Source organism: Sphaerotilus natans (genome assembly GCF_900156335.1).
GTDB classification, from domain to species: domain Bacteria; phylum Pseudomonadota; class Gammaproteobacteria; order Burkholderiales; family Burkholderiaceae_C; genus Sphaerotilus; species Sphaerotilus natans.
This window is the reverse complement of sequence record NZ_FTMZ01000008.1, coordinates 141,221-161,240: the sequence shown is the minus strand read 5'-3', so window position 1 is coordinate 161,240 and position 20,020 is coordinate 141,221. Positions and strand designations below refer to the sequence as shown.

The following is a 20,020-nucleotide window of genomic DNA, read 5'->3' as shown; positions in this document are numbered from 1 at the left end:
TCTGGTGGGCCCTGAGTGACTCGAACACTCGACCTACGGATTAAGAGTCCGCTGCTCTACCAACTGAGCTAAGAGCCCTTGCCTGTCAGCCCTGATTTTCATCAAGACTGTGACTATATCATGTTTTTGGTGGGTCGTGCGGGACTCGAACCTGCGACCTACGGATTAAAAGTCCGCTGCTCTACCAACTGAGCTAACGACCCCCACCGCCTCGGCAAATCAGTCACTGATCAGCCGAGCCCTAGATTCTAATACACCCCACCGCGGTGTCGTCAAGCACCTCGTGCGTCTGCGCGCACGCCTTCGAGAATCTGCGCCGCAGCCGCCAGGCCGAAGCTGGCGGTGACCATCACGCTGGAGCCGTAGCCGTGGCAGTTCAGGCTGCCATCGGTCGCACAGGCGCCGTCCGTCTGCGGCCGCTGCACCGTCTCGCGCGAGAAGATGCAGCGCACGCCGATGCGCCCCTGGCGCGGCGCCCCCTCTCGGCGCAGCTGCTGGCGCAGCCGGGCCAGCAGCGGATCGTGCGTGACCTCGGCCAGATCGGCCGCCTCCACCCGCTCGGGATGCGACTTGCCGCCGGCCGCACCGGCCATCACCAGCCGGTGCCCGCCGGCCAGCGCCCAGCGCGCCATCGCCAGCTTGGCGGCGTTGCGGTCGCAGGCGTCGATGACGCCATCGACCGCGATCGGCAGCAGGGCCGGCCAGTTCTCCGGCTCGACGAAGTCCTCGACCGCATGCACCCGGCAGCCCGGATGAATGTCGGCGATGCGCTCGCGCAACGCCTGCACCTTGGCGGCGCCGACGGTCGTGCCCAGGGCCTGGATCTGGCGGTTGATGTTGGACTCGGCGACATGATCCAGATCGATCAGCACCAGCTCGGCCACGCCGCTGCGTGCCAGCGCCTCGACCGCCCAGGAGCCGACGCCGCCGACGCCCACCACCGCCACCCGGGCCGCACGCACCCGGGCATACGCCGCATCGCCCCAGAGCCGGCGCAGACCGCCGAAGCGGCGCTCGAGATCGGCATCGCTCTGCTGCGCGGAAACCACCGAAGCCACGCTCACTTCAGCTGCCGGATGCGCTCGGCCGCAGCCTGCGCGGCCTCGGACTGCGGATAGTTGCGCACCAGCTCCTCGAGGGTGCGGCGGGCGCTCTTCGGGTCCTTCAGCTCGATCTGGCAGTTGGCCAGCGCCAGCAGCGCCTCGGAGGCGCGCGGATGGTCCGGCGTCGAGGTGACCAGCGTGCGGAAGATGGTCATCGCCTCCTTGACCTCGCCCTTGCCGTACAGCGCGTTGCCGAGCCAGTACTGCACATGGCCCTGGTAGGGGCTGGAGGGAAAGCGCTTCTGGAAGCTGGTCAGCGCAGCCGCCGCATTGGCGAACTCGCCCTTGCGCAGGATGCCGATCGCCTCGTCGTAGGCCTTCTTCTCGGGCGCCTCGACCACCGCGTCGCGGCCGTCGAGCGAGACGCGCTGCGGCTCGAGCCGGCGCATGCGCTCGTCGATCGCGGCGAACTGGTCCTTGAGCTTGCGCTGCAGCTCGGCGATCTCGCGGGCCAGGTCCTTGCCGGACTGCACCTGCTGCTCGTCCTGGCCACGCAGCTTCGCCAGATCGGCGCGCAGCGATTCGATCTGGGCGTTGAGGTCGAGCAGGCTGCGCTTGAGCGTCTCGACCTGCTCGGCCAGCTCGCGCTGGCGCGCATCGCGCTCGCTGCTTTCCTGCTGGGCGCGCTCGAAGCGGCCACGCAGCTCGACGATGGCCTTGCGGGCCTCCTCGTCATCGAACAGACCGGCCTGGGCGCCGACGGGCCAGGCCGCGGTCAGCGCCAGCAGCAGCGCCGCCGGAGCCCGTGCGGCGCGGATCGACAGGGGGCGGCGCGTCATCTCAGCGGTCCTTCAGCTCGGCGCGGCGGTTCTTGGCCCAGGCGGCCTCGTCGCTGCCCTGGGCGGCCGGGCGCTCCTTGCCGAAGCTGACGGCCTCGAGCTGGCCGTCCTGCGCGCCCAGCAGCACCATCGAGCGCACCACCGCATCGGCGCGCTTCTGGCCCAGCGCCAGGTTGTACTCGCGGCCGCCGCGCTCGTCGGTATGACCCTCGACGATCATGCGGCGCTTGCGGTCGGCGCCCAGGCGGCGGGCCTGGGCCTCGACGACGCTGCGGTACTCGTCCTTGACGACGAAGCTGTCGAAGTCGAAGTAGACGACACGGCCGGCGCCCGCCGCCGCATCGGCCTGGCGACCGGTGTCGACCGGGGTGACGGCGGAGCTGCCGACACCGCCGGTGCCGGCGCCCTGGGCCGCACCGGTGCCGGCGCCGGAAATCGTGCCGGTGCCGCGGCTCTCGACCGGCGCGGGCGGCTCGACGCGGGTGTTCGAGGCGCAGCCCGCCAGGAAGGCGGCGCTCAGGCCCAGGTACAGGAAGGCGGCGCGGGAGCGAAGGATCTTGGACATGACATGTTCTCCGTGAAAGCGGCCAGGTTCAGCGGCCGAAAGGACCCCAGACCGGCTCGCGCACATCGACCATCGGCGGACTCAGGCGGGCCTTGATAGATCCGTCGAGCGTGGTGGTCATCAGCACATCGCGCCCGCCGGAGCGGCTGGCGTAGATGATGAGCCGGCTGTTGGGCGCGAAGCTCGGGCTTTCGTCGTCGTTGGTGTCGGTGAGTGCGGTCACGGTTCCCGAGGACAGGTCCATCAGCTGCAGGCGGAAGGAGCCGCCGCCGTTGCGGGTGATGTAGGCCATCCAGCGGCCGTCGGGGCTCAGTGCGGGACTGATGTTGTAGCTGCCAGAGAAAGTCACCCGCTCGGCATTGCCACCGGAGGCGCTCATGCGGTAGATCTGCGGGCCGCCGCCGCGGTCGCTGACGAAGTAGATCGAGCGGCCGTCGGACGACCAGGCCGCCTCGGTCTCGATGCTCGAGGCCTGGGTGAGCCGGCGCGGCTCGCCGCCGCCGCGGCCCACCAGATAGATCTCGGAGTTGCCGTCGCGCGTGAGCGTCACCGCGATCTGGCTGCCGTCGGGCGACCAGGCTGGCGCGCTGTTGGAGCCCTTGAAGCTGGCCACCACCCGGCGCTGACCGGAGGAGACGTCCTGCACATAGACCACCGGCTTGCCGCTCTCGAAGGAGACATAGGCCAGATCGCCGCCGTCGGGCGACCAGGCCGGCGAGATGATGGGCTGCGCACCGCCGACCGCCACCTTCGCGCCCTCGCCGTCGGCATCGGCGACAAAGAGCGTGTAGCGCCCGGCGCTCTTGGAGACATAGGCGATGCGGGTCGAGAAGACGCCGCGCTCGCCGGTGAGCTTCTGGTAGATCTCGTCGGCGATGCGGTGCGCGGCGCGGCGCAGGTCCTCGCGCGGCACCGCCAGCGACTGCCCGAGCAGGTCGGCGCCCTTGACCACGTCCCACAGGCGGTAGCGCAGGTCATGGCGGCCATCGGCCAGGCGGGTGGCCGAGCCGCCGGCCAGCGCATCGGCGCCCCGGTTGCGCCAGCCGGGAAAGTCCGGGCGGGAGAGCTCGTCGATCGCCTCGCCGCCGGCCGGCACGATGCGGAACAGCCCGCTGCGCTCCAGGTCGGCGCGGATCACCTGCGAGATCGGCACCGCGGCGCGGTCCTCGTCCCGGAAGGGCGCGATCGCCACCGGGATCTGCGAGGCGCCGATGCCGGAGATCTCGACGCGGAACTGGGCCTGCGCGGACGTCAGGCCGCCCGTCAGGCCCAGCGCCGCGCAGCCGGCGGCGGTCTGGCGCAGGAAGTGGCGACGATCGGTGGATCTTCTCATCGGTGCGTTCATCGGGACGGAGGTCTGGGAGAACTCGGCGGCTGGGGTGCGTCGGCGCATTCCAGCCAGATTTTCAGATAGCGATAGTAGGACGCCTCGGCGTTGTGGACCGCCAGCACGAAGCCCAGGCGGCCGTCGAGAAAGCCCCGGCGCAGGATCCAGGTGCGCACGAAGGCCCACAGGCCGTGGCCGATCGCGCGGCCCAGGCCGCCGCGGCGCCCGCGCGCGGCCAGGTCGGCGGCGCGCCCGCTGGAATAGCGGTTCATCTTGTCGTTGGCCACTGTCAGCGAAGCCATGCTCTCGTGCAGCAGATGCCCGCCCAGCCCCTCGACGCGACCGTCCCAGAGCAGCCGCTCATGCACCCGGTCGTCGCTGAAGCGGGCCGTGCCGCGTGGGAACAGGCGCAGCACCGGGTCCGGGTACCAGCCGCCGTGACGCATCCACTGGCCGCAGAAGGACGACAGCCGCGACAGCCGATGGGCCACGCCCGCCGGCGGCGTGGCGACGACACGCCGGATCTCGGCCGCCAGCGTCTCGTCGAGCCATTCGTCGGCGTCCAGGCTCAGCACCCAGCGCCCGCGCGCCAGCGCCAGCGCCCGGTTCTTCTGGGCGCCGAAGCCGGGCCAGTCCGGCGTGACCTCGACCCGCGCGCCCAGCCGGCGCGCGATCGCCACCGTGTCGTCGGTGCTGCCGCTGTCGACGACGATGATCTCGTCGGCGAAGGCCACCGAGCGCAGGCAGCGCTCCAGGCGGGCGGCCTCGTCACGGGTGATGAGGACGACCGAGAGGGCGGGAGCGGTCGAGGCGCAATCGGGGGAGGCGGGATGGGTTGTCATGGGCAGGCAAGGCGCTGATTGTAGGCACCTGCCGGAACCGGCCGCCACGCGGCATGATGAAGGCCTGTTCATGCACAGCGTCGATAATCGGCCCCGACACTCCGAGGAGACGCCCATGCCCCCACCGATCAGCCGATTCCCCGTGCCCGACCTGGCCGATCTGCCCGAGGACCTGCGCACGCGCATCCTGGCGGTGCAGGAGAAGGCCGGCTTCGTGCCCAACGTCTTCCTGGCGCTGGCGCACCGGCCCGACGAGTGCCGCGCCTTCTTCGACTACCACGACGCGCTGATGCTGCGCCCCTCGGGCCTGAGCAAGGGCGAGCAGGAGATGATCGTGGTAGCGACCTCGGGCGTGAACCGCTGCCTGTACTGTGTCGTCGCGCACGGCGCGATCCTGCGCATCCTCGAGAAGAATCCGCTCGTGGCCGACCAGATCGCCGTCAACCACCGAAAGGCCGACATCACGCCGCGCCAGACGGCGATGCTGGACTTCGCGCTGAAGGTCTGCCGCCAGGCCGACGAGATCGGCGAGGCCGACTACGCCGCCCTGCACGCGCACGGCTTCTCCGACGAGGACATCTGGGACATCGGCGCCATCACCGCCTTCTTCGGCCTGTCCAACCGCCTGGCCAACCTGATCGCGATGCGGCCCAACGACGAGTTCTTCCTGATGGGCCGGGTGCCGCGCACGCCGCGTCCCTGAGCCCAGCCCCTGCCCTTCCCACGATTCCCGGATGACGATGTCCCGTGCTGCCTCCGCCTCGATCAGCGGCTTCACCTTCCTGCGCCACGGCGTGAAGCTCGGCTTCCCGTTCGAGGCCTCGATCCGCTCGATCCTGCCGCTGGTCGACGAGTTCGTCATCGCGCTGGGCGCCGGCGAGGACGCGACCGAGGCGCGCATCCACGCGCTGGCAGCCGAGCAGCCCAAGATCCGCATCCTCCCGACGCGCTGGAACGAGCGCATGGCCGAGAAGGGCTTCGTCTACGCGCAGCAGAAGATGATCGCCCAATACGCCTGCACCGGCGACTGGGCCTTCTACCTCGAGGGCGACGAGGTGCTGCACGAGGCCGAGCTGCCGGCCATCCGCGCCGCGGTCGATCGCCACCACGGCAATCCAGCGGTCGAGGCGCTGGTCTTCGAATACCTGCACTTCTACGGCTCGCCCGAATGGCTGGCGGTCAGCCCGGCCTGGTACCGGCGCGAGTGCCGCCTGATTCGCAACACCATCCGCAGCTACGCGCCCGACGGCCAGTTCTGGGTGGTGATGGACCGCCACCGCCGCGGCCGCCATCCGCAGGCGGCGCTGGCGGGCGCGCACATCTACCACTACGGCCATGTGCGCCGGCTCGACTACATGCAGGCCAAGATGGACCAGGTCAGCAAGTACTGGTCGCACCAGCCGCCGAAGATGGCGTATTCGATCGACCCGCAGGCGCTGCGCCGCTTCGAGGGCACGCATCCGGCATGCGTGGCCGACTGGCTGGCCCATGACGCCGAGACCGCCTTCACGCCCGACCCGGCCCACCCGCTGACCCGCCGCGAGCGCAAGCACCGCAAGGCGATGGTGCTCGAGCGCTGGTTCGGGCTGGACCTGAGCCACAAGCACTACAAGCTGGTGGCGTGACAATACACGCATGAGTTCCCGCTACACCATCGTCATCCCGGTGCTCAACCAGTGGCGCTACACCGCGATGTGCCTGGACAGCCTGCAGGCGCAGGGCGTGCGCCCGGCCGACATCCTGGTCATCGACAACGCCAGCACCGACGAGACCCCCGCCCGCCTGGCCGAACGTGCCGCCAAGGACGGCCTGGGCGCGCTCACCAACCGCGTCAACCTGGGCTGCGGCGGCGCCTGGACGCAAGGCGCGCTGCTGGCGCGCGAGTCCGACTGGGTCGTGCTGCTGAACAACGACGTGCTGGCCGGCCCGCGCGCGATCGACGCGATGCTCGACGCCGCCGAGGCCCAGGGCCTGAAGGTGGTCAGCCCGGCGCTGCTCGAAGGCGCCGAGGACTACGGCTTCGCGGCCTTCGCGCCCGAGTACCTGCTGAAGATGGCCGGCACGGCGCGCCGCGGCTGGTTCCACGGCGTGTGCTTCGCGGTGCATCGCAGCGTCTTCGAGGCGATCGGATTTCCCGACACCGATCGCCGCCTGGGCGGCCACGAGGACATGGAATACCTGGTGCGCTGCCTGCGCGCGGGCATCGCGGTCGGCACCGTCGGCGACGCGGTCTTCCACCACTTCGGCTCGATCACGCAGAAGGCGATGAAGAAGGAATCGGGCGCCAAGTCCCTCGGCGACCGCCACTATTTCTACAGCCGCCTGGGCATGGGCTGGTTGGCGCGCAAGCGCTTCAAGCTGGAGCGCGAGCGCCAGCGCCGTCAATGGAGCATCGCGGAAAACGCGCGCTGCGGCCACAGCCTGCACATGCTGCGCACCGAGGGCCAGTGGCGCTCGGTCTGATCGCCCGCCCTGACGTCCACGCCCCCGAGAACGCACCTGCACGCATGAGTTCAGCCCCCGAGGCCCCCCGCCCCCTCGTCACCATCCTGTTCCTGGCCTACCAGCAGGCCCAGTGGGCCCGCGCCTCCGCCGAGGCCTGCCTGGCCCAGACCGGCGGCCCCTGCGAGATCATCCTGTCGGACGACCACTCGAGCGACGGCACCTTCGAGATCCTGCAGCAGGTCGCGGCCGCGTACCGGGGGCCGCACCGGGTCATCGTGCGGCAGTCGCCCCAGAACGTGGGCATCGGCCGGCACTACAACGATCTGGTGGCGCTGGCGCAGGGCGAGCTGCTGGTGACGATGGCCGCCGACGACTTCTCGGTGCCGGATCGGGTCGAGCGCCTGCTCGCTGCCTGGGAAGCCTCGGGGCGGCGCGCCGACCTGATCGCCTCGCATGTGATCGACATGGACACCGAGGGCGTGCTGCACGACGTCATGCCGGTCGACGACCTGTCGCGCTGGCAGGGTCTGCAGGCCTGGGCCGAGAAGCGCCCTTATGTGATCGGCGCCACCCATGCCTTCACGAAGCGCATGATGGAGCGCTTCGGCCCGCTGGATCCGGAGGTCTTCTACGAGGACCAGATCATGGCCTTTCGTGCGCTGGCCGGTGGCGGCGCGCTGACGGTGGACGCGGCGCTGGTGCACTACCGGCGCGGCGGCACCTCGCGCCGACCGACCTTCCAGGATCCGGAGCAGATGAAGCGCTGGACACGCCGCCAGACGCTGCGCGAGCTGGCCGAGATGCGCCAGCTGCACAGGGATGCCGAGCAGCTGGGGCCGCAGGCCGTCGCGCTGCTCCGGCAACATCTGGGCCTCAACCCCTACCGTTCGGACTACATGTTCCGGCTGGGCGAGGCGACGACCGCGGCCGAGCGCTGGGCGCTGGCGCGCAGCTATCGCGAGTTGCCCTGGTGGTGGCGCACCCGCAAGGCGCTGCACCAGATCTTCCCGGGACCGACGGTGGCGATCAAGCGGCTGCAGTCCCGCCTGCGCCGGCGGGACTGATCCCCAGGCGGCCCGGCTCAGGCCGTCTCGGTCTCGACAGGCTGGTCGGCCAGGACCTGGGCCCTGATGCGATCTGCGGCCGCAGGCGAGCTGATCATCGGCGCGGTCAGGAACCAGGGCTCGAGCAGGCTGACACGCGGCACGTCGGCACGGCTCATGTCCTCGCGCTCGAGGGCCAGCCAGGGGCTGTAGGCCGGATCGCGCTCGAGCCGCACGCCCCAGCGCCGGCTCATGCACTCGACCTCGCCCCGGAAGCGCTCGGCCTTGGCCGGGGTGTCGTCCGCGCCACGCGAGACCGATTCATGGTGGTAGAGCTCGGCATGCGGCGTCCAGACATTGCGCAGCCCCGCCTCGCGCAGCTTCAGGCACAGATCGACATCGTTGAAGGCCACCGCCAGATGATGCTCGTCGAGTCCCCCGACGGCATCGAAGTGGACCCGGCGCAGCACCAGGCAGGCAGCGGTGACCGCGCTGAAGGACTGCAGCAGCATCGCCCGGCCCATGTAGCCGGCACAGTCGCGGGCGAGAAACTTGTGCGCATGTCCAGCAATGCCGCGCGGCCCGAGCAGAATGACGCCGCCATGCTGCAGCCGGCCGTCGCCATAGAGCAGCCGCGCACCGACCGCGCCGACCCCGTCCTGCGCGGCCAGCGCCACCATCTCGTCGAGCCACTCCGGCGTGATGACCTCGATGTCGTTGTTCAGCAGCACCAGGAATTCACCGTCGGTGCGCCGGGCGGCCGCATTGTTCAGCGCCGAATAGTTGAAGGGCCGGTCGTCGCGCATCACCCGCACCCGGGCATCGCGGCGCGTGATGTCGGCGAGGTAGTCGAGCGTGGCCGGATCGTCCGAGCCGTTGTCGATCACCAGGATCTCGTAGTTCGGGTAGGTGGTCAGCGCCAGCACGCTGTCGAGGCAGGTGCGCAGCAGCGCCAGCCCGTTGCGGGTGGGCACCAGGATGGAGACCCGCGGCGCCGGATCCGGCCGCGCCCAGATCACCCGGCAGCCGCCCCGTCCGTCATCGACGGCCTGCCCGGCCAGACCGCGCCGATCCAGATGCTCCTGGACCGCCCGGACACGCGCCCGGGCCGCGTAGGACTTGTGCGCGTCGCCCGTCGAGGTGCTGCCCTGATGCATGCGCCAGTGATAGAGGATGTGCGGGATGTGAACGACATCGCCGCCGTCCGGGCGCGGATCCAGCCCTTCCGTGCAGCGCAGCAGCAGGTCGTGGTCCTGCGCGCCCTCGAAGCCCGCGCGCAGGCCGCCGAGCCGGCGCACCCGCGCGGTGGCGATCATCGTGAAATGGCTCGGATAGTTCTGGCCGAGCAGCAGCTCCGGATTCCAGTCCGGCTTGAAGTAGGGCTCGCGGCGCACGCCCGCGGCATCGATCTTGTCCTCGTCCGAATACAGCACCTGCGCCTGCGGCCAGCGGCCGATCGCCTCGGCCATCAGCAGCAGCGCATGCTCGCGCAGCAGGTCATCCTGATCGATCCAGCCGACATGGCTGCCACGCACCAGCGCCAGCGCCGAATTGCTGCAGGCGGAAATATGACCGTTGGTCTCGCGCGCGACGATGCGGATGCGCGGATCGCGCCGCGCCTGCTCGCGCAGGCGTGGCAGCACACGGGCATCGGTGGAGGCATCGTCGGCGATGCACAGCTCCCAGTTCGGGTAGAGCTGGCGACGCACCGAGGCGATGGCCTCGTCCAGCCAGCGCAGGTCCGGGTTGTAGACCGGCATGACCAGCGACAGCAGCGGCCGCGCCGGCAGTGCCTGCAGCCGGCGCTCGAGCGCCTCGAGGTTCTCGCCCTCGATCCGGTCGAACCGGTCGATCCACTCGGCGTGCGACAGCGGCGCCGGCGGTCTGGCCACTCGCACCCGATGGCGACGCTGCAGCCGCTCTCGGTTGAGCTGGCGCAGCCGCTCGAGCATGCGGCGCCACAGCGGCGCCCCGCCCCCCTGATTCTCTTGATGTTCTGTCATGGCTTTCCCCTGTCTGTGCACGTTGTCGGCTTGCGGACCGAAGCACGGCCCGTGCCGGCCGGCTCAGTCGGGAAGCGGGGCAGTCTGGCCCGGATTCGTTTCCAGACTTTGTGCGCGCACCATGTCGGCATAGACGCCGCGCTGCGCGATCAGCCCCTCGTGCGTGCCCGACTCGACCACCCGGCCGTCGCCGAACACGAAGATGCGATCCGCACGCCGCACGGTGCTGAGCCGGTGCGCGATCAGGATGATCGTCTTCTGGCCGGACAGTTGCTCGATGCTTTGCTGAACGACCCGCTCGGATTCGGCGTCCAGCGCCGAGGTGGCCTCGTCGAAGATCCAGACCGCGCTGTCCTTGTAGAGCGCGCGCGCGATGGCCAGGCGCTGGCGCTGACCGCCCGAGAGCCGGCTGCCGTTGACGCCGATGACGCTCTCCAGCCCATCGGGCTGCTGCTCGACGAAGCTCCACAGGTTGGCCGCCTTCAGGCAGGCGACGACGCGTGCATCGTCGCGCGGCTGCGCGTAGGTGACGTTGGCCGCGATCGAGCCGTCGAACAGCACGATGTCCTGCGACACCACCGCGAAGTGGCGCCGCAGCGAGGGCCGGCGGATGTCCTGGATCGACACCCCGTCGATCAGCACGTCGCCGCCGGTGGGCTGCACGAAGCCCAGCAGCGTGCTGACCATCGTGGTCTTGCCTGCCCCGGAGGCGCCGACGAAGGCCACCGTCTGGCCCGGGCGGATCGCCATCGACACGCCGTCGATCGCCGGGCGCGGGCTGTCGGGATAGCAGACCTCGAGCGCGCGCACGTCGATGTCGCCACGGCAGGCCGGCAAGTCGCGCGAGCCCGGATCGGGCTCCTCGGGCGCGTCGATCAGGTCGAAGGCGCCACGCAGCCCGATCAGGCTGTGAATGAAGGACTGCGACACGTCGGTGAGCTGCTTCAGCGGCGAGATCGTCATCAGCAGCGCCGTGAGGAAGGCGACGAAGTCGCCGACGCTGGCCTCGCCATTGCGCGCCTGCCACAGCGCCAGCGACAGGATGATCGACACCGCCAGCGCCGAGACGATCTGGGTGGCCGGCGTCAGCAGCGCGCTGCTGGCGATGCGCTTGACCATCAGCCGGCGCAGCGTCCAGGCCTCGGACTCGAAGCGGCCGCGCTCGAAGGCGTGCGCGTCGAAGGTGCGCACGATGCGCCAGGCACGCGCGGCGTCGTCGACGATGTTGACCAGGCGCTGCTGCGACTCGTACTCCAGGCTGCCAACCGCGCTGACGCGCTTGTGCAGCCGCCGCACCACGAAGATCATCAGCGGCACCGTCACCATCGCCAGGATGGTGAGCTGGAAGTTCAGGTACAGCAGATAGCCGAACAGGAACAGGAAGGTCGAGGACGCCCGCAGCAGCGTGTTGAAGTTGTTCGACAGCGTGGTGATCGAGCCCTGCGGATCGTTGATCGTCTTGCTGACCGCCAGGCCCGGCGTCAGCCAGCCGAAGACCTTGGCATCGACCTTCAGCAGCGAGCCCATCAGGTCGCGGCGCACGTCGTAGACCACCCGCGAGGAGGCGTCGGCCATCAGGTAGGTGCCGGCGAAGGTGGTCAGGCCACGCACCGCGAACAGCAGGATCACCACCACCGGCACTATCCAGATCGGGAAGCTGTCGGCGGCCTGGAAGCCGCTGTCGAGCAGCTTCTTGAACAGCGCCGGGATCAGCGGCTCGATCGCCGAAGTCATCAGCAGCGCGACGATCGCGGCGATGTAGCGGGCCTTGTGCTGCGCCACATAGGTGAGCAGCCGCCGGAGCGTGTCGCGATGGCTGGGCTGGGCGGGAGTCTCTGTGCTCATGCGTCTCGGTCGGTCGTCACATCAGGACGATGTCGTACTGCTCCGGATTCATCGTCGCCTCGGCCTGCAGCGAGATCGGCTTGCCGATGAAGTCGCTCAGGCCGGCCAGGTGCGGGCTTTCCTCGTCGAGCAGCATCTCGATCACCGCCGGGCAGGCGATGACGCGAAATTCCTTCGGGTTGAACTGCCGCGCCTCGCGCAGGATCTCGCGCAGGATGTCGTAGCAGACCGAGCGCGCGGTCTTGACCTGGCCGCGCCCGCCGCAGGTCGGGCACGGCTGGCACAGCATGTGCGCCAGCGACTCGCGGGTGCGCTTGCGGGTCATCTCGACCAGACCGAGCTGGGTGAAGCCGCTGACCGTGATCTTGGTGCGATCGCGCGCGAGCTGCTTGCGCAGCTCCAGCAGCACCTGCTCCTGGTGGTCGGAGCGGGTCATGTCGATGAAGTCGATGATGATGATGCCGCCCAGATTGCGCAGCCGCAGCTGGCGCACGATCGCCTGCGCGGCCTCGAGATTGGTCTTGAAGATCGTGTCGTCGAAGTTGCGCGCACCGACGAAGCCGCCGGTGTTGACGTCGATCGTCGTCAGCGCCTCGGTCTGGTCCACCACCAGGTAGCCGCCCGACTTCAGGTCGACCCGGCGCGCCAGCGCGCGCTCGATCTCCTGGTCGATGTTGTAGAGATCGAAGATCGGCCGCTCGCCGCGGTAGTGCTGCAGCCGCCCGACCGCGCCGGGCGTGTAGAGCTGGCCGAACTCGCGCAGCAGGTCGTACTGCATGCGCGAGTCGATGCGGATCGAGCCGGTGCGGTCGTCGACCAGGTCGCGCAGCACCCGCTGCACCAGATTCAGGTCCTCGAACAGCAGCGAGCCCGGCGGCGACTTCAGCGCCCGCTCGCGGATCAGCGCCCAGGTCTTGCGCAGGTAGGCGATGTCGTCGCCGAGTTCGGCATCCGTGGCATCCTCGGCATTGGTGCGCAGGATGAAGCCCCCGCCCCCGCCCGTCTCGCGGTTGCCCACCAGCGCGGTCATGCGCTGGCGCAGCTGGTCGCGCAGCTCGTGCGAGCCGATCTTCTGCGAGATGCCGATGTGGTCGTCCTGCGGCAGATGCACCAGCAGCCGCCCGGCGATGCTGATCTGCGTCGACAGCCGCGCGCCCTTGGTGCCGATCGGATCCTTGATGACCTGCACCACCAGCGTCTGGCCTTCGTAGACCAGCTTCTCGATCGGCGGCAGCGTCGTGCCCTCGCCGTGGTGGCCTCGGGCCGTCTGGCCGTTGATCTGCACATCGGCGACATGCAGGAAGGCGGCGCGCTCCAGGCCGATGTCGATGAACGCGCTCTGCATGCCGGGCAGCACGCGCGCGACGCGGCCGGCATAGATGTTGCCCACCAGCCCGCGCTCGAGCGTGCGCTCGACATGCAGTTCCTGGATGGCTCCGTTCTCGACGATGGCCACGCGCGTCTCCTGCGGCGACCAGTTCACCAGAATGTCATGCATCGGCATCGGTGGGGCTTTCTGTCTGTGTTGTGGCGGCGCTGGCCCGATTCAGACCGTGGCGCCGGCCTCCCGCAGCAGGCCCGCGGTCTCGAACAGGGGCAGGCCCATGATGCCCGAATAGCTGCCGGCGATGTGCTCGATCCAGGCGGCCGCGCCGCTCTGGATCGCGTAGGCGCCGGCCTTGCCCATCGGCTCGCCGGAGGCCACGTAGGCGGCGATGCGCTCGGGGCCGATCGGCGCGAAGCGCACCGTCGAGCGGCTCAGGCGCAGCAGCGGCGCGCGCGTGTCCGGCAGCGGCCAGGCCAGCGCGACCGCGGTCAGCACCTGGTGCTCGCGGCCCGACAGCGCCGTCAGCATCTCGCAGGCCTCGGCGGCGTCGGCCGGCTTGCCCAGGATGCGCCCGTCCAGCGCCACGGTGGTGTCGGCGCACAGGATGGGCAGCGGCGGCAGACCGCGCCGGGCCAGCCGCAGCCGCGCCGCCTCCAGCTTGGCCAGCGTGACCCGCTGGACATAGTCGAGCGCCGCCTCACCGGCCAGGACGGCCTCGAGCGCTTCGGCGTCCTCGTCGTCCCCGGGCAGCAGCAGCTCGTGGCGCACGCCGATCTGGTCGAGCAGCTGGCGCCGGCGCGGACTCTGCGAGGCAAGGTGGATCCGGAAGGTCATCGAAGGCGGCTCGGTCTCATTCACGGTGATAGGGATGGCCGGCGTTGACCGACCAGGCGCGGTAGAGCGCCTCGGCCAGCATCACCCGCACGAAGGCATGCGGCAGCGTCAGGTCCGACAGGCGCACGCGCTCGTCGGCGTCCTCGCGCAGCGCCGGATCGAGCCCGTCAGGGCCGCCGATCAGCAGCGCGACATCACGCCCGTCGTGCTGCCAGGCCTGCAGCCGCTCGGCCAGCGCGACGGTGCTCAGCCGGGTGCCGCGCTCGTCGAGCACCACCCGGCGCACGCCGCGCGGCAGCGCCGCCTCGATGCGCGCACGCTCGGCCGCCATCAGCGCCTCCACCGGCTTGCCGGTGGTGCGGGGCTCGGTCTTGACGGCTTTCAGCTCCAGCCGACAGTCCGGCGGGAAGCGCTTGGCGTAGTCGTCATAGGCCGTCTCGGCCCAGGCCGGCATGCGCTGGCCGACCGCGACGATCGTCAGCTTCACGGCGCGGACCGGGCGTCAGCCGCGCTTGGGCGCCGCGCGCTTGCGGGCAGCGGGTGCGGCGGCCTTGCGCTCGGGCGCGTTGATGACGACGGTCTGGATCTTCGGCGTGGCCTTGCGAGCAGCCGTCTTGCGCGGGGCGGCGGTCTTGCGTGCGGCGGGCGCGCCTTCCGCGGCGGAGGCCGCACGCGGAGCGCGCTTGGCGGCCGGCTTGACCGGCTTGGCCACCGCCTCGGCGGCCGAGGAGCCGCGCTTGCGGGCCGGCGCCTTGCGGGCCGGCACGTCGACGCCGGCCTGAGCGCCCTCGTCCTCGTCGGCCGGGCCTTCCGAGGCCTTGGCCAGGCCCGTGCGCTGGCTGGCCAGCTTCATGCGCACCGCCTTGCCACCCCAGATCTCCTCGAGGTGGTAGTACTGCCGGATGGCCGGCTGCATGATGTGGACGACGGCCGAGCCACAGTCGACGATGATCCACTCGCCGTTGTCCTCGCCCTCCATGCTCAGGATCTCGCCCCCGATGCCCTTGACCTCGTCGCGCACGCCGGCGGCGAGGGCCTTGGTCTGGCGGTTGCTCGTGCCCGAGGCGATCACCACCCGCTCGAAGAGCGGCGAGAGATGCTCGGTGTTGAAGACCACGATGTCCTGGGCCTTGACGCCCTCGAGGCCATCGACGATGGCGCGTTGCAGCTTGCGGATGTCCATTAGATCCGTTCTTGTTCCGTGTTCGGGGGGTGGGGATGGTACAGGCCGTGGCGTTCAATATAGCCTGCCACCGCCGGCGCCACCATCCGGGGCGCCAGGCTGGACGCGGGCTCGCCTGCAGCCAGCCGCGTCCTCAGTTCGGTCGACGACACCGTCATCGGCATCATCGCCAGCGGCACGACCCGCGCGCCGGCCTCGGCCAGCGCCACGGGCATCTGCACCGCGTCGCCGGCCCGGCCGGCCACCGCCAGAGCGACCCGCCCGAGCAGATCGCGCCAACCGTGCCAGGTGGCGAAGTTGGCCAGCTGGTCCTGTCCGATGACCAGGAACCAGTCGGCCGGCTCGCCCGGATGCCGCTGCCCGTCGCGCCGCTGCAGCTCGGCGACGGTGTCGAGCGTGTAGCTCGGTCCGTCGCGTTCGATCTCGCAGCGCTCGAGCACGAAAGCGGGATTGTCGCCGATCGCGAGCCCGACCATCGCGGCGCGATGCGTCGCCGGGGCCATCTGTCGGGTTTTCTGCCACGCCTGACCCACCGGAATCCAGCGCAGCTCGTCCAGACCGAGCTGCGCAAGCGCCGCTTCGGCCAGTTCGCGGTGAGCCTGGTGGACCGGATCGAAGCTGCCGCCGAACAGGCCGATGCGGCGCACCCGCCGCCCGGCCCGGGGCGGGTCAGAGGCCATCGGTGCCGGCGGCCTCCGCCTCGGCGAGCCAGTCGCGCGGGCGCAGGAAGTCGGTGTAGAGCCGCGCCTCCGGCGTGCCGGGCTCGGGCGCCCAGCGGTAGCGCCAGCTCACGTTCGGCGGCATCGACATCAGGATCGACTCGGTGCGTCCACCCGACTGCAGGCCGAAGAGCGTGCCGCGGTCCCAGACAAGGTTGAACTCGACATAGCGGCCGCGCCGGTAGGCCTGGAAGTCACGCTCGCGCTCGCCGTACGGGGTATCGCGGCGGCGCTGCGCGATCGGCAGCCAGCCCTTGAGCAGCGCGTCGCCCACATCCTTGAGTATCGCGAAGCTGCCCTGCGCGCCCAGCGCCGAGAAGTCGTCGAAGAAGATGCCGCCCACGCCGCGCGGCTCGTCGCGGTGCTTCAGGAAGAAGTACTCGTCGCACCAGGTCTTGAAGCGCGGGTACAGCGCCGGATCGTGCGGCGCCAGCGCGTCGCGGCAGGCGCGGTGGAAATGCACCGCGTCTTCCTCGAAGCCATAGTAAGGCGTCAGGTCCATGCCGCCGCCGAACCAGCGCACCGTCTGCCCGGCGGCCGGGCCCTCGGTGGGCGTGGCCGAGAGCATGCGCACGTTCATGTGCACCGTCGGCACATAGGGGTTGCGCGGATGGAAGACCAGCGACACGCCCATCGCCTCGAAGGGCGCGCCGGCCAGCTCCGGCCGGTGCTGCGTGGCCGAAGGCGGCAAGGCGGGCCCGCGCACCTGCGAGAAGGCGCAGCCGCCGCGCTCGAGCAGCGCGCCGCCCTCGATCAGCCGGGTGATGCCCGCACCCTCCAGCCGCCCGCCGGCCGGACGCTCCCAGGCATCCGTCAGGAAGGACTGGCCGTCCTCGGCACCCACGGCGTCGCAGATCGACTGCTGCAGGCCCAGGAGGTAGGCCCGCACCGTCTCGTTCGACAGCGGCCGCTCGTCGGGCGCCACCATCTCAGGCATTGCCGCCGCGCTTGATCGCGCGGTAGCCGATGTCGTTGCGGTACTGCATGCCGTCGAACTGGATCGACTGCACGCCGATGTAGGCGCGCTGCTGCGCGGTGCGCACCGAGTCGCCCAGCGCGGTCACGCACAGCACGCGGCCACCGCTGGTGACGACCGTGCCGTTCGGGCCGGTGGCGGTGCCGGCATGGAAGACCTTGCAGTCCTCGGTCTCGGCCGGCAGGCCGCGCAGCGTGTCGCCCTTCTTCGGGTCGAGCGGATAGCCGCCGGCGGCCATCACCACGCCCAGCGCGACGCGGCGGTCCCAGTCCAGCGCGACCTGGTCGAGCGTGCCGTCGGTGGCATGCAGCAGCACCTCGAGCAGGTCGCTCTTCAGGCGCATCATGATCGGCTGCGTCTCCGGGTCGCCCATGCGGGTGTTGAACTCCAGCGTCTTGACGCCGCCGGTCGCATCGATCATCAGGCCGGCGTACAGGAAGCCGGTAAAGGGCATGCCGTCGCGGCGCATGCCCTCGACCGTCGGGCGGATGATCTCCTGGATCACCTTGGCGTGGATGTTGGGCGTGACCACCGGCGCGGGCGAGTAGGCGCCCATGCCGCCGGTGTTCGGGCCCTGGTCGGCATCCTGCAGGCGCTTGTGGTCCTGGCTGGTGGCCAGCGCCAGGATGTTGCGGCCGTCGACCATGACGATGAAGCTGGCCTCCTCGCCCTGCAGGAACTCCTCGATGACCACCCGGGCGCCCGCGTCGTTGTGCTGCACGCCGAGCTTGTTGTCGAGCAGCATCCAGTCGACCGCCTCATGGGCCTCGTCGAGCGTCATCGCCACGACCACGCCCTTGCCGGCGGCCAGGCCGTCGGCCTTGACGACGATCGGCGCGCCGATCTTGTCCACGTAGGCATGCGCGGCAGCCGCGTCGCTGAAGGTGTCGTAGGCGGCGGTCGGGATCTTGTGCCGCTTCATGAAGTCCTTGGCGAAGGCCTTGGAGCTCTCGAGCTGCGCGGCCGCCTTCGACGGCCCGAAGATGCGCAGGCCGCGCGCGCGGAAGGCGTCGACCACGCCCAGCGCCAGTGTCGCCTCGGGGCCGACCACCGTCAGGCCGATCTTCTCGGATTGGGCAAAGTCGGCCAGCGCGGCCACATCGTTGCCGATCGGCACGTTGACGATGCGTGGGTCCAGGGCCGTACCGCCGTTGCCAGGCGCCACATAGACCTTGTGGACCCGGGGGGACTGCGCCAGCTTCCAGGCCAGGGCATGCTCGCGGCCGCCGCCGCCAATAACCAGTACTTTCATAGACATCCGAAATCAGTCGAGGTAGTTTGCCACAGCGACCGGCAGCACCGGGGGCTGCCAGCGGTAGTCGGCCGAGAGCGCATCGCGCGCGGGATCGGCCCCCGGCAGCGTGATGCCCAGCCGGGGCAGCAGCAGATCGGCCAGCCAGTCGGCCCGCACCGGACGCTGCTCCAGGGCCTGCGCATCGGGGGGCAGCGCGTGGCCGGATTGCCACAGCAGCAGCGGAATGCGGTAGCCGGCCGGCGTCATCGGGCTGTGGCCCGCATGGTTGCGGTCATGTCCGACATCCTGGCCATGGTCGGACACCGCCAGCCAGAGCTTGCGGGTGTCATCGTCGGCCGGCACCGCCTGCAGCTGCTTGAGCAGCGCGGCCAGCACCCCATCGTGATAGCGCAGCGCGGTGTCATATTCGGTGCGGAAACGCCGGATCCACGGCCAGCGGCCCTGCTCGACCATCGCCGCGGAGACCGCATCGTCGGCGGAGCCGGTCTCGGGCTGACCTTCCGGATAGCGGTAGCGGTAATGCGGATGCGCGCCCAGCAGATGCACCACGATCAGCTTCAGCGGCGCCGGATCGGCCAGCGCGCGATCGACCTGCGGCAGCAGCGTGCCATCGAGCGTGCGCGCCGAACGGCCCGGCACCCGGTTGATGTAGACCTGCTCGTCGGCCAGGCCGCCGTGGCGGGTGCGGATCGCCAGATCGTCATGGTTGCTGATCCAGTGGATGCGGTAGCCGGCCGCACGCGCCAGCGCCAGCAGGTCCTGGCGGCTGCCGTCGGCGGCGGTCGGCCGCAGCATCGCGTCGAGCGCCGGCACGGTCGAAGCCGCCACCGACCAGGCATGACGCATCACCAGCAGCTCATGGCGATGCCGCTCCAGCGCCGGGGTGGTCGCGCGGGAATAGCCGTACAGGCCGAGGTTGTCGCGGTTGATGCTCTCGGTGATGACCAGCATCGCGACGCGCCCGCCCTCGATCGGTCCGACCACGCCGGCCCGGGCGGCCCGGTCGATCCAGCCCTGGTGCTCGAGCGCGGCGTCGCGCAGCGCGGCGCGGGTGCTGGCCAGCTGCGCCGGCCACTGCGGCCAGAAGGCCAGCGGATGCATGTCGCGCCACGGCCCGCTGGCGGTGGCGCCCAGCGCCAGCAGCACCGGCAGCAGCGCCTGCGGCCAGCTCAGCCCCCAGGACAGGCCGCGGTCGTCCGGACCGGGATCGTGCGCCAGGATCTCGCGGGCGATGCGGTCCAGCACCGTCAGCGCCGCCAGCGCCAGCAGACTGGCCAGCGCCACCGGCACCGCATGCTGCTCGAGGTACTGCAGCGCCTCGTCGCCGTGGGTGTTGGCCAGCGAGGTCAGCACCAGCGAGCTGTCCGGCGCCGCGCCATAGCTGAAATGCAGGAAGCCCCGCACCGCCGCATCGACGATGAAGGGCACGGTCCACAGCAGGAAGGCCGGTCGGCGCAGCGCCGGCCGAATGATCCGCAAGGACAGCAGCCACCATCCGGGCAGGAACAGCACCGCCATCTTGGCCGCGCCCAGCAGCGGCTGGCCCGACAGCCCCAGCAGCAGCATCAGCACCGAGCCCAGCAGCAGCCAGCCCGCGCGCGCCGTGCGCACGGAGCGCCCGGACACGGCCTGGGCGGCCGACATCTCCATCGCCATCGCTTGTCCCCTCGCACCGCGCCTGGGCTGCACACGCAAGGACGCGCGGCCCGGGCTCAGAGCTATGTCGTGTCTTGTTCTGTGCTCCGGGCCTGAGACCCGGGAGCCTGGACCCTGG

19 protein-coding genes and 2 tRNA genes are annotated in these 20,020 nt (G+C 70.5%); 4 read left to right on the top strand and 17 right to left on the bottom strand.

Annotated elements, in window-relative coordinates:
- Window positions 1-2: 2 nt before the first annotated feature.
- The 7 genes from BW996_RS09680 to BW996_RS09650 form a co-directional block, all read right to left on the bottom strand.
- A tRNA-Lys gene (locus tag BW996_RS09680) sits at window positions 3-78 on the bottom strand.
- Window positions 79-127: 49 nt separating this feature from the next.
- Window positions 128-203 (bottom strand) — tRNA-Lys (locus BW996_RS09675).
- Between the two features lie 69 nt (window positions 204-272).
- The gene (locus BW996_RS09670; protein ID WP_037478037.1) at window positions 273-1,049 is read right to left on the bottom strand and encodes a tRNA threonylcarbamoyladenosine dehydratase; all 777 of its coding nucleotides are present in this window, start codon (window positions 1,047-1,049) and stop codon (window positions 273-275) included.
- Between the two features lie 11 nt (window positions 1,050-1,060).
- Entirely contained in the window at window positions 1,061-1,882 is an 822-nt protein-coding gene (gene ybgF, locus BW996_RS09665) for a tol-pal system protein YbgF (protein ID WP_051631506.1), read from the bottom strand.
- A 1-nt stretch (window position 1,883) separates the two neighbouring features.
- Window positions 1,884-2,447, bottom strand: a complete 564-nt coding sequence (pal, locus tag BW996_RS09660; protein ID WP_037478036.1) for a peptidoglycan-associated lipoprotein Pal — start codon at window positions 2,445-2,447, stop codon at window positions 1,884-1,886.
- Between the two features lie 28 nt (window positions 2,448-2,475).
- Window positions 2,476-3,780 (bottom strand): Tol-Pal system beta propeller repeat protein TolB, encoded by a 1,305-nt coding sequence (gene tolB / locus BW996_RS09655; RefSeq protein ID WP_175619105.1) that lies wholly within the window; start codon window positions 3,778-3,780, stop codon window positions 2,476-2,478.
- An 8-nt stretch (window positions 3,781-3,788) separates the two neighbouring features.
- Window positions 3,789-4,616: a glycosyltransferase family 2 protein gene (locus BW996_RS09650; protein WP_051631640.1), complete on the bottom strand. Its 828-nt coding sequence runs from the start codon at window positions 4,614-4,616 to the stop codon at window positions 3,789-3,791.
- A gap of 115 nt (window positions 4,617-4,731) precedes the next feature.
- Here BW996_RS09650 and BW996_RS09645 point away from each other — a divergent pair, with 115 nt between their 5' ends.
- The 4 genes from BW996_RS09645 to BW996_RS09630 are packed head-to-tail and all read left to right on the top strand — an operon-like array spanning window position 4,732 to window position 8,125.
- Window positions 4,732-5,319: a peroxidase-related enzyme gene (locus tag BW996_RS09645; protein WP_037478946.1), complete on the top strand. Its 588-nt coding sequence runs from the start codon at window positions 4,732-4,734 to the stop codon at window positions 5,317-5,319.
- A 31-nt stretch (window positions 5,320-5,350) separates the two neighbouring features.
- On the top strand, window positions 5,351-6,241 hold the full coding sequence (locus tag BW996_RS09640) for a glycosyltransferase family protein (protein WP_241461838.1): 891 nt from the start codon (window positions 5,351-5,353) through the stop codon (window positions 6,239-6,241).
- 10 nt (window positions 6,242-6,251) lie between these two features.
- On the top strand, window positions 6,252-7,079 hold the full coding sequence (locus BW996_RS09635) for a glycosyltransferase family 2 protein (protein WP_051631639.1): 828 nt from the start codon (window positions 6,252-6,254) through the stop codon (window positions 7,077-7,079).
- Window positions 7,080-7,123: 44 nt separating this feature from the next.
- Window positions 7,124-8,125 (top strand): glycosyltransferase family 2 protein, encoded by a 1,002-nt coding sequence (locus BW996_RS09630; protein ID WP_051631638.1) that lies wholly within the window; start codon window positions 7,124-7,126, stop codon window positions 8,123-8,125.
- A gap of 17 nt (window positions 8,126-8,142) precedes the next feature.
- Here the strand turns inward: BW996_RS09630 and BW996_RS09625 are convergent, their stop codons facing one another.
- From BW996_RS09625 to BW996_RS09580, 10 genes are all read right to left on the bottom strand, one after another.
- On the bottom strand, window positions 8,143-10,107 hold the full coding sequence (locus tag BW996_RS09625) for a glycosyltransferase family 2 protein (RefSeq protein ID WP_241461837.1): 1,965 nt from the start codon (window positions 10,105-10,107) through the stop codon (window positions 8,143-8,145).
- A gap of 63 nt (window positions 10,108-10,170) precedes the next feature.
- Window positions 10,171-11,952 (bottom strand): ABC transporter ATP-binding protein, encoded by a 1,782-nt coding sequence (locus tag BW996_RS09620; protein ID WP_051631637.1) that lies wholly within the window; start codon window positions 11,950-11,952, stop codon window positions 10,171-10,173.
- 16 nt (window positions 11,953-11,968) lie between these two features.
- A complete protein-coding gene (rng, locus tag BW996_RS09615) occupies window positions 11,969-13,450 on the bottom strand; it encodes a ribonuclease G (protein WP_175619108.1) in 1,482 nt (493 codons plus the stop codon).
- Window positions 13,451-13,498: 48 nt separating this feature from the next.
- Window positions 13,499-14,137: a Maf family protein gene (locus BW996_RS09610; protein WP_175619104.1), complete on the bottom strand. Its 639-nt coding sequence runs from the start codon at window positions 14,135-14,137 to the stop codon at window positions 13,499-13,501.
- A complete protein-coding gene (gene rlmH, locus BW996_RS09605; protein ID WP_037478939.1) occupies window positions 14,130-14,600 on the bottom strand; it encodes a 23S rRNA (pseudouridine(1915)-N(3))-methyltransferase RlmH in 471 nt (156 codons plus the stop codon). The genes BW996_RS09610 and rlmH overlap by 8 nt, the downstream gene beginning before the upstream one ends.
- Window positions 14,601-14,615: 15 nt before the next feature.
- Window positions 14,616-15,296 (bottom strand): ribosome silencing factor, encoded by a 681-nt coding sequence (gene rsfS, locus BW996_RS09600; RefSeq protein ID WP_037478937.1) that lies wholly within the window; start codon window positions 15,294-15,296, stop codon window positions 14,616-14,618.
- Window positions 15,296-15,976 carry a nicotinate (nicotinamide) nucleotide adenylyltransferase gene (gene nadD / locus BW996_RS09595; RefSeq protein WP_051631636.1) on the bottom strand — a complete coding sequence of 227 codons (681 nt, stop codon included), beginning with the start codon at window positions 15,974-15,976 and terminating at the stop codon, window positions 15,296-15,298. Before nadD ends, rsfS begins: the two co-directional genes overlap by 1 nt.
- Window positions 15,966-16,952, bottom strand: coding sequence for an oxygen-dependent coproporphyrinogen oxidase (gene hemF / locus BW996_RS09590; RefSeq protein ID WP_169740569.1), 987 nt, complete (start codon window positions 16,950-16,952; stop codon window positions 15,966-15,968). Before hemF ends, nadD begins: the two co-directional genes overlap by 11 nt.
- Window positions 16,945-18,243 carry a phosphoribosylamine--glycine ligase gene (purD, locus tag BW996_RS09585; RefSeq protein ID WP_037478934.1) on the bottom strand — a complete coding sequence of 433 codons (1,299 nt, stop codon included), beginning with the start codon at window positions 18,241-18,243 and terminating at the stop codon, window positions 16,945-16,947. Before purD ends, hemF begins: the two co-directional genes overlap by 8 nt.
- A gap of 12 nt (window positions 18,244-18,255) precedes the next feature.
- Window positions 18,256-19,902 (bottom strand): phosphoethanolamine transferase, encoded by a 1,647-nt coding sequence (locus tag BW996_RS09580; RefSeq protein ID WP_083701043.1) that lies wholly within the window; start codon window positions 19,900-19,902, stop codon window positions 18,256-18,258.
- Between the last annotated feature and the right edge of the window lie 118 nt (window positions 19,903-20,020).

What these genes read in the sequence shown, in the direction of transcription:
- BW996_RS09625 (WP_241461837.1), bottom strand. Translation starts at nt 10,107, where the DNA reads ATGACAGAACATCAAGAGAATCAGGGGGGCGGGGCGCCGCTGTGGCGC.
- BW996_RS09620 (WP_051631637.1), bottom strand. Translation starts at nt 11,952, where the DNA reads ATGAGCACAGAGACTCCCGCCCAGCCCAGCCATCGCGACACGCTCCGG.
- BW996_RS09635 (WP_051631639.1), top strand. Translation starts at nt 6,252, where the DNA reads ATGAGTTCCCGCTACACCATCGTCATCCCGGTGCTCAACCAGTGGCGC.
- rng (WP_175619108.1), bottom strand. Translation starts at nt 13,450, where the DNA reads ATGCATGACATTCTGGTGAACTGGTCGCCGCAGGAGACGCGCGTGGCC.
- pal (WP_037478036.1), bottom strand. Translation starts at nt 2,447, where the DNA reads ATGTCCAAGATCCTTCGCTCCCGCGCCGCCTTCCTGTACCTGGGCCTG.
- BW996_RS09650 (WP_051631640.1), bottom strand. Translation starts at nt 4,616, where the DNA reads ATGACAACCCATCCCGCCTCCCCCGATTGCGCCTCGACCGCTCCCGCC.
- BW996_RS09630 (WP_051631638.1), top strand. Translation starts at nt 7,124, where the DNA reads ATGAGTTCAGCCCCCGAGGCCCCCCGCCCCCTCGTCACCATCCTGTTC.
- hemF (WP_169740569.1), bottom strand. Translation starts at nt 16,952, where the DNA reads ATGCCTGAGATGGTGGCGCCCGACGAGCGGCCGCTGTCGAACGAGACG.
- tolB (WP_175619105.1), bottom strand. Translation starts at nt 3,780, where the DNA reads ATGAGAAGATCCACCGATCGTCGCCACTTCCTGCGCCAGACCGCCGCC.
- BW996_RS09580 (WP_083701043.1), bottom strand. Translation starts at nt 19,902, where the DNA reads ATGGCGATGGAGATGTCGGCCGCCCAGGCCGTGTCCGGGCGCTCCGTG.
- BW996_RS09645 (WP_037478946.1), top strand. Translation starts at nt 4,732, where the DNA reads ATGCCCCCACCGATCAGCCGATTCCCCGTGCCCGACCTGGCCGATCTG.
- rsfS (WP_037478937.1), bottom strand. Translation starts at nt 15,296, where the DNA reads ATGGACATCCGCAAGCTGCAACGCGCCATCGTCGATGGCCTCGAGGGC.
- nadD (WP_051631636.1), bottom strand. Translation starts at nt 15,976, where the DNA reads ATGGCCTCTGACCCGCCCCGGGCCGGGCGGCGGGTGCGCCGCATCGGC.
- BW996_RS09640 (WP_241461838.1), top strand. Translation starts at nt 5,351, where the DNA reads ATGACGATGTCCCGTGCTGCCTCCGCCTCGATCAGCGGCTTCACCTTC.
- ybgF (WP_051631506.1), bottom strand. Translation starts at nt 1,882, where the DNA reads ATGACGCGCCGCCCCCTGTCGATCCGCGCCGCACGGGCTCCGGCGGCG.
- purD (WP_037478934.1), bottom strand. Translation starts at nt 18,243, where the DNA reads ATGAAAGTACTGGTTATTGGCGGCGGCGGCCGCGAGCATGCCCTGGCC.